The organism is Mesorhizobium sp. M7A.F.Ca.US.005.03.2.1 (genome assembly GCF_003997795.1).
Taxonomy (GTDB): domain Bacteria; phylum Pseudomonadota; class Alphaproteobacteria; order Rhizobiales; family Rhizobiaceae; genus Mesorhizobium; species Mesorhizobium ciceri.
This window is the reverse complement of sequence record NZ_RZRP01000294.1, coordinates 1-6,815: the sequence shown is the minus strand read 5'-3', so window position 1 is coordinate 6,815 and position 6,815 is coordinate 1. Positions and strand designations below refer to the sequence as shown.

Below are 6,815 nucleotides of genomic sequence, written 5' to 3'. Positions count from 1 at the left end.
GGACTATGAACTCTACGCCCGCGCGGTCGCATGCGGGGCGCGGTTCAAGGTCATTCGCTCCTGCGGCTACGGCGCCATCGTCCGCGCCGATTCCCTGAGCGGCCGCCACAAGACCCAGGACTTGAAGCGTTTGGCCGATGCGGATCTGGCGCTGCTGGCGATCGACAGCCTGCCGGAAGGCTCGAAGGCGGTGCTGCGGCGGCATGAACGGCACGTGCGCGACAAATATCGGCTGCGTAATTTCCTTGACGTCAAGGCCGAGCGGGGGCTGGGCTCGGCTGCGGCTTACGCCTTCGCCAGCTTGTCCAACCTCGTCCCCATCGTCCAGGGCGTGGCTTCCGACAAGCTCGAGGCGCTGTTTCGTCGTGTCGGCCTTGTGTCCAGCCAAAAGCCTGTGCCGCCGCTGCGCTTTCTGATGGCCGGAACCAGCACGGGCAAGGAACGCTGAGAGTGGTCCCGATGCAGCGATTTGTCCACTCGCGGCATGTCATCACGCAAACCATTTCGGCCGGATTTATGAGTTTACGAATTGGGTGGTTGCCTCGCGGCTCCGACGATGGCAGTCTATGTTGCGGTGCAGCATAGTGGACGACCAGCCGAACTTGGCCCCCGATCGGATTGGTCTGATGTCTCTCCCTCAAAAGGAGCACGACAACGCAACACGAGTTTTTGAGCCCCGGCTGCGGGGATCGGCCAGAAGCCCGGCCCACAAGCCGGCGATGACGGGAACCTGAGTTCATGGCCTCGATATTCGGTTTCAGATCAAGGGATCCGGCCCGCGACCGTCAGGCCGATGTTTCACGTCTTGATCGTCTGGCAAAGCTGTTCGAGCAGATTGCGGCCGAGATCGAGGCCGAGAGAACCGGGCTTGAGAATCGCTACCGGACGACGTCGACCAACGCCGCCTTTCTGGTCGAAGCGATGGAAAACGGCTCTGCTTCCGACAAGCGGTCTTCGGAAGTCAGCGCCCTGACACAGTCGATCCTGAATTGCGAGCGCCGCATCGCGGCGCTGTCGCGCCAGGACGGCATGATGAAAGAGCTCCGTCATTCGCTGGATATGGTCTTTGACGAGGATGCCTCCTCGGCCGCCGCGGCGGAATTCGCCTGGCCGGCAGGCGCCGGCAGAGGTTGAACGTGAAGGCTCGGAACTGTTGCAACAGATTTGATGCAAGGCGGGAAGCAGAAGCAATCGAGAGGGTCACAAGGAGGTCAAGGTTGGCTCGTGCAGGAGCGGTTCGAACGTCGACTTTGGGTTGGGGACACACAGCGCAAAGGTGAGTTTGGTATGAATTGGAATCCGAAACCTACGACGGCAATTGACGCACCGCCTCTCGCATATCGGACCGGACAAGCCGCCCGGCGGCTGGGGTCGCTCGGTGCGTTGCTGCTGGCTGCTCTTGGCGGTTTCCTGGCAACCCCTTCCCATGCCCAGGACATTCCGACATCGCCGTCCTTTGTCGATGATTTCAAAAGCTTCGACCGCACGCGCTGGTATGTTTCCGACGGCTGGAACAACGGCAGCCATCAGAATTGCACCTGGTCGAAAAATATGGTCGAACTGTCGAATGGTGTGCTGTCGCTCGGCTTCGAAAAGCAGACGCTGAAGGATCGCGACTACGTCTGCGGCGAGATCCAGACCAAGCAGCGCTTCGGCTATGGCACCTATGAGGCACGGCTGAAGACCGATACCGGCTCCGGCCTCAACGCCGCGTTCTTCACCTATATCGGTCCAAGCGACAAGCAGCCCTGGGACGAGATCGACTTCGAGGTCCTGACCAAGGACACCTCCAAGGTGCAGGTCAACGCCTATATCGCGGGCAAGGGCAAGAACGAGAAACTGGTCGACGTACCGGGCGGCACGGAGAAGGCCTTCAACGACTACGCCTTCGTCTGGCAGAAGGACAGCTTGCGATGGTACGTCAACGGCCAACTGGTGAACACGATTACCGACCCGGCGAAGCTGCCCAGCCATGCACAGAAGATATTCTTCAGCTTTTGGGGCAGCGATACGATGAAGGGCTGGATGGGAGCGTTCGCGGATCCGGGCCGCAAGCTTTCCCTGCAGGTCGAGCGGGTCGCCTTCACGGCGCTCGGCGAACCCTGTCAATTTCCGGAATCGCTGGCATGCAGTGTAAAGTAGTTGGGAAAGTCGATTTGAACCGGCGGGGCCGAAAACGGTCCGCTGCCTTGCATGGGAATGAAACCGAATGAATTTGACGGTGTTTGGAATTGGCTATGTCGGCCTCGTGCAGGCGGCGGTGCTTGCCGAAGTCGGGCACCAGGTGGTGTGCGTCGACATCGACGCCGCCAAGGTCGAGCGGCTCAACCAGGGCCTGGTTCCCATTTTCGAACCCGGTTTGGAAAACCTCGTTAAGGAGAACCATGCCGCCGGCCGCATCAAGTTCACAACGGATGCCGCCGCCGCTGTCAGGCACGGCGAGATCCAGATGATCGCGGTCGGCACGCCGCCGGGCGAGGACGGCTCGGCCGACCTCAAATATGTGCTGGCAGTCGCCGAGACCATCGGCCGCGAAATGGACAAACCCAAGATCGTCGTCGGCAAGTCGACGGTGCCGGTCGGCACCTGCGAAAAGGTGAAGGCCAGGATCGCCGACACGCTGAAGAAAAGAGGCCGCGAGGACCTGGCTTTCGATGTCGCTTCAAATCCGGAATTCCTCAAGGAAGGGTCCGCGGTCGCCGACTGCATGAAGCCGGACCGCATCATCGTCGGCACCGACAGCGAGGACACCGAGGCTGTGATGCGCGAACTCTACGCGCCGTTCAATCGCAACCACGAGAAGATGATCGTGATGGACGTGCGCAGCGCAGAATTCACCAAATATGCCGCCAACTGCATGCTGGCGACCAAGATCAGCTTCATGAACGAGATGGCCAATCTGGCCGAACAACTCGGCGCCGACATCGAGGAGGTCCGCAAGGGCATCGGCAGCGATCCGCGCATCGGCTACCATTTCATCTATCCGGGCCTCGGCTATGGCGGCTCGTGCTTCCCGAAGGATGTGCGGGCGCTGATCAAGACCGCCGAAGGCGTCAAGTTCGACGCCAAGCTGCTGCGCGCCGTTGAGGAGCGCAACAACGCACAGAAATCGGTTCTCTTCGACAAGGTGGACCGCTATTTCAAGGGCAACCTCAAAGGCAGGACCTTTGCGCTCTGGGGTCTGGCCTTCAAGCCCAACACCGACGACATGCGTGAGGCGCCGGCGCGCGTCCTGATGGAGGCGCTCTGGAAGGCCGGCGCCAATGTGCAGGCCTATGATCCCGAGGCGATGCAGGAATGCCAGGCCATCTACGGGCTGCGCGACGACCTGCTTCTGTGCGGCACCAAGGAGGCGGCGCTGCGCGGCGCCGATGCGCTGCTGATCGCCACAGAATGGAAGAGCTTTCGCGCGCCGTCCTTCGACGCGGTGAAGGACGCGCTGACCACGCCGGTCATCTTCGACGGCCGCAACCTCTATGACCCCAAGGTCATCGCCCGCCATGGCATCGAATATCACTCGATCGGCAGAATGGCGGCATGAGACCGGGCCCTGGCAGACGGATGCAAGACTGGTCCGCACACGGCCTGCGGACGCTGGGGCTGAGCGCGTATTTCTGTGTGGAGTTGTAGCTGATGGTGCTGGACGTAAAGCCGGAGCAAATCACCAAGGATCATTTCGATCTCGTCGCGATCGGTTCCGGCTTCGGTTCGGCCTTCTTCCTGCATGAGTTCGCCAGGCGCCGAAAGGCGCGCATTCTGGTGCTGGAGTGGGGACGCCACAACACCCATGAATGGCAGCTCGAACAGAACGTCAACACCGACATCGAAGACGAGACGACCTACAAGACCAATTCCGACAAGCCGTGGAACTACACGATCGGACTGGGTGGCGGGACGAATTGCTGGTTCGCGCAGACGCCAAGATTTCATCCCAATGATTTCCGGCTGAAAAGCACCTACGGCATCGGTAATGACTGGCCGATCAGTTATGACGACGTCGAGCCGTTCTACTGCGACGCGGAAGACATCATGTCGATCTCCGGCGACCCCGACATGGCGGCGATGCTGCCCCGCTCGAAGCCGTTTCCGCAACCGCCGCATCGCATGTCGACACCGGACAGGATGATGAAGGCGGCGCAGCCCGACCAGCACTTCGTCATGCCAACCGCGCGGGCTCGCGTGCCGACCGCGCAGCGCAGCTCGTGCTGTGCCAATCTGCGTTGCTGGCTGTGCCCGGTCGACGCCAAATTCACCGTCAACAACGGGTTGATGCACGTCTTCGAGCATCCCGACATCTCGGTCTGCCTCGGTGCGGAAGTGCGCCGGCTCGATCACGTCGGCGGTGCTGTCCGTTCGGTCACGTTCAGCCATGACGGCAAGGAATACCAGGTCAGCGGCGATCTCTTCATTCTCGGCGCCAATGCCATCCAGAGTGCGGCGATCATGCTGCGATCCGGCCTGGGCGGCGAATTTGTCGGCAGCGGCCTGCATGAATCCTACGGCTGGAATTTCGAGGTCTATCTCGACGGTGTCGACAATTTCGACGGCAGCACCATCACAACCGGCCTGAATTTCGGCCTCTATGATGGTCCTCACCGATCGGAGCATGCGGCGGCACTGGTCTATTTCGAGAACCGCTGGCAGCACGGAATGCGTGCCGAAAAGGGGCGGCTACGCCAGGCGCTGCCGTTGGTCGTGGTCACCGAGAACCTGCTCGACCCCGAGAACTACGTCACGCTTGACGCGGATGACAATGCCTTCGTCAGCTTCAAGGCGCCATCGGACTACGCGGTGAAGGGCATGGCGCGCGCTCTGGAGAAATTGCCTGACCTTCTGGCGCCGCTGCCGGTCGAAAAGCTCTTCGACCGCGGCATTCGGCCGACCGAATCGCACGTCCAGGGCACGCTGAGGATGGGCACCGGCCCGGCCGATTCTGTGGTCGACAGCGGCATGATCCACCATCAGCTCAGAAACCTGGTCGTCGTCGGCACCAGCACCTATCCGAGCTGCTCCTGCGCCAACCCGAGCCTGACCGCGGCAGCGCTGTCCTTGCGGGCGGCGAGCCGGATCGCGTGAAAGGAGGTATCGCATGATCGAGATTTCCAGACGCTCGGCCCTGGCCGTCTTGGCTGGCGGAGTGGTTTCGACGGGGGTCGCCTACGCCACCGTTTCCTCCTTCTCGGACGAGGATCTGGTGCGCGTCACGCTGGAAAAATACCTTGGCAAGTTGAACATCCGCATCGAGCATCTGCAGCAGTTCGTGCTGGCGTTCCGCGACAGGAATCCATGGAACTTCCCAAGCGAAAAACTGAGTGACGCCGTCACCCTGGTGGAGGAGCTCAAACTGGGCGCCGCGCGTCGCTTGCTGCCCCGGCGGAAGCGGGAAGATCTGCTGCATTTCGACCGCTGGGTCGTCGCCGAATTCCATATGCTGACGGACTACGCCTGGCGCAGTTCGCCCAACGACCCGATCCGGTTTACCGGCTGGCAATCCTGTACCAATCCCTTCGCCAATCTGGAGCCGCCGAAACTTGCCTGACGTCGAAAGCGAGGCGGCGGCCTTTGCCTGTTGTCTCCGAGCAAGGAATACGAGATGCGACAAGGAGCCCGATCATGAAAGTTCTCTTTGCAGGCGGCAACGGCTACCCGCCCGAGTTCAGTGGCGGCGTTCAGTCGAGCACGCATCATCTGGCCGAACAGTTGATCGAGCACGGTCATGAAGCCGCTGTGCTCGCCGCCCTGTTCGGTGACGGTGTCTTCGGCTTCAAGGCGCGCGCCAAGATGAAGCTGTTGCGGCAGCCGGCGGTTGTCGACAGCTATCCCGGCTATCCGGTGGTGCGGGCCTGGTTTCCCTGGGAAGCGGCGGGTTATGCCGTCGACAGGCTGAAGCCCGATGTCGCCGTGGTCCAGTGTCACAAATCGGTTCCGATCGGCAAGGCGCTGCAGGCGGAGGGCGTGCCTCTGGTCGTTTATCTCCGCAATGTCGAGTTCCATGAACTGGGCGGCGATCTGCGCGAATTGCATTCGGCGCTCTACATTGCCAATTCGGATTTCACCGCGCGAACCTACAAAAAAGAATTCGGCATCGAGGCAGCAGTGATCCCGCCAACCATCAACCCGGCGCATTACTCGACGCCGACGACGGGCCAGTTCGTCACGCTGATCAACCCCTATGAGGAAAAGGGATTTGAGCTCGCGGTGCGGATTGCCGGCGCCTGCCGCGAAATTCCATTCCTGTTCGTCGAAAGCTGGAAGCTCGACGACGATCACCGGGCGCGGATCGAACAGACGATCGCTCCCTTGGGCAATGTCGTCCTGGAGAGCCGCACCAGCGACATGAAGACGGTCTATGGCCGCACGAAGATCCTGCTTGCTCCCAGCAAGTGGGAAGAGGCGTGGGGCCGCGTCGCTTCGGAGGCCCATTGCAGCGGAATCCCCGTTATCGGTTCGCGGCGCGGCGGTCTGCCCGAGGCTGTCGGCTCCGGTGGCGTGGTGCTGGATTACGATGCTCCGCTGGCCGATTGGGTCGCGGCCGTCAGGCGGCTGTGGAGCGACAACCAGGAATATGACCGGCTTTCCAGTCTCGCTCGCAGCTTCGCCGGGCGCCCGGAACTCGATCCCGATCGCCAGTTCATCACCTTCTTCTCGATACTGGACAGGGCCATGCAGCAGCGCGCGCGACAGGCGGCCTGACGACGCCGCCTGAGCAGGTCAGGCTGGACGCTTGACCCGGCTTTTCAGCGTCTCGTAGCCGCGGGCGCCAAGCAGTGCGCGGGCAATGGTCTTGGCGGCGCTCTTGCGGCCCTCTTGCGACT

General features: G+C 61.7%; 6 protein-coding genes and 1 pseudogene. All 7 read left to right on the top strand.

Annotated features, from left to right (window positions below; genetic code table 11):
• Positions 1-448: pseudogene (locus tag EN991_RS17540) on the top strand (glycosyl transferase family A); the annotation flags it as partial.
• 290 nt (positions 449-738) lie between these two features.
• Positions 739-1,134 carry a hypothetical protein gene (locus EN991_RS17535; protein ID WP_127369213.1) on the top strand — a complete coding sequence of 132 codons (396 nt, stop codon included), beginning with the start codon at positions 739-741 and terminating at the stop codon, positions 1,132-1,134.
• 153 nt (positions 1,135-1,287) lie between these two features.
• On the top strand, positions 1,288-2,142 hold the full coding sequence (locus EN991_RS17530; protein WP_024501832.1) for a family 16 glycosylhydrolase: 855 nt from the start codon (positions 1,288-1,290) through the stop codon (positions 2,140-2,142).
• A 67-nt stretch (positions 2,143-2,209) separates the two neighbouring features.
• A complete protein-coding gene (locus tag EN991_RS17525) occupies positions 2,210-3,541 on the top strand; it encodes a UDP-glucose/GDP-mannose dehydrogenase family protein (RefSeq protein ID WP_013528109.1) in 1,332 nt (443 codons plus the stop codon).
• A gap of 92 nt (positions 3,542-3,633) precedes the next feature.
• Positions 3,634-5,076 carry a GMC family oxidoreductase gene (locus EN991_RS17520; RefSeq protein ID WP_063169883.1) on the top strand — a complete coding sequence of 481 codons (1,443 nt, stop codon included), beginning with the start codon at positions 3,634-3,636 and terminating at the stop codon, positions 5,074-5,076.
• A gap of 13 nt (positions 5,077-5,089) precedes the next feature.
• Positions 5,090-5,539, top strand: coding sequence for a hypothetical protein (locus tag EN991_RS17515; RefSeq protein WP_013528107.1), 450 nt, complete (start codon positions 5,090-5,092; stop codon positions 5,537-5,539).
• Positions 5,540-5,613: 74 nt separating this feature from the next.
• Positions 5,614-6,693, top strand: coding sequence for a glycosyltransferase (locus tag EN991_RS17510; RefSeq protein WP_064992952.1), 1,080 nt, complete (start codon positions 5,614-5,616; stop codon positions 6,691-6,693).
• Positions 6,694-6,815 lie beyond the last annotated feature (122 nt).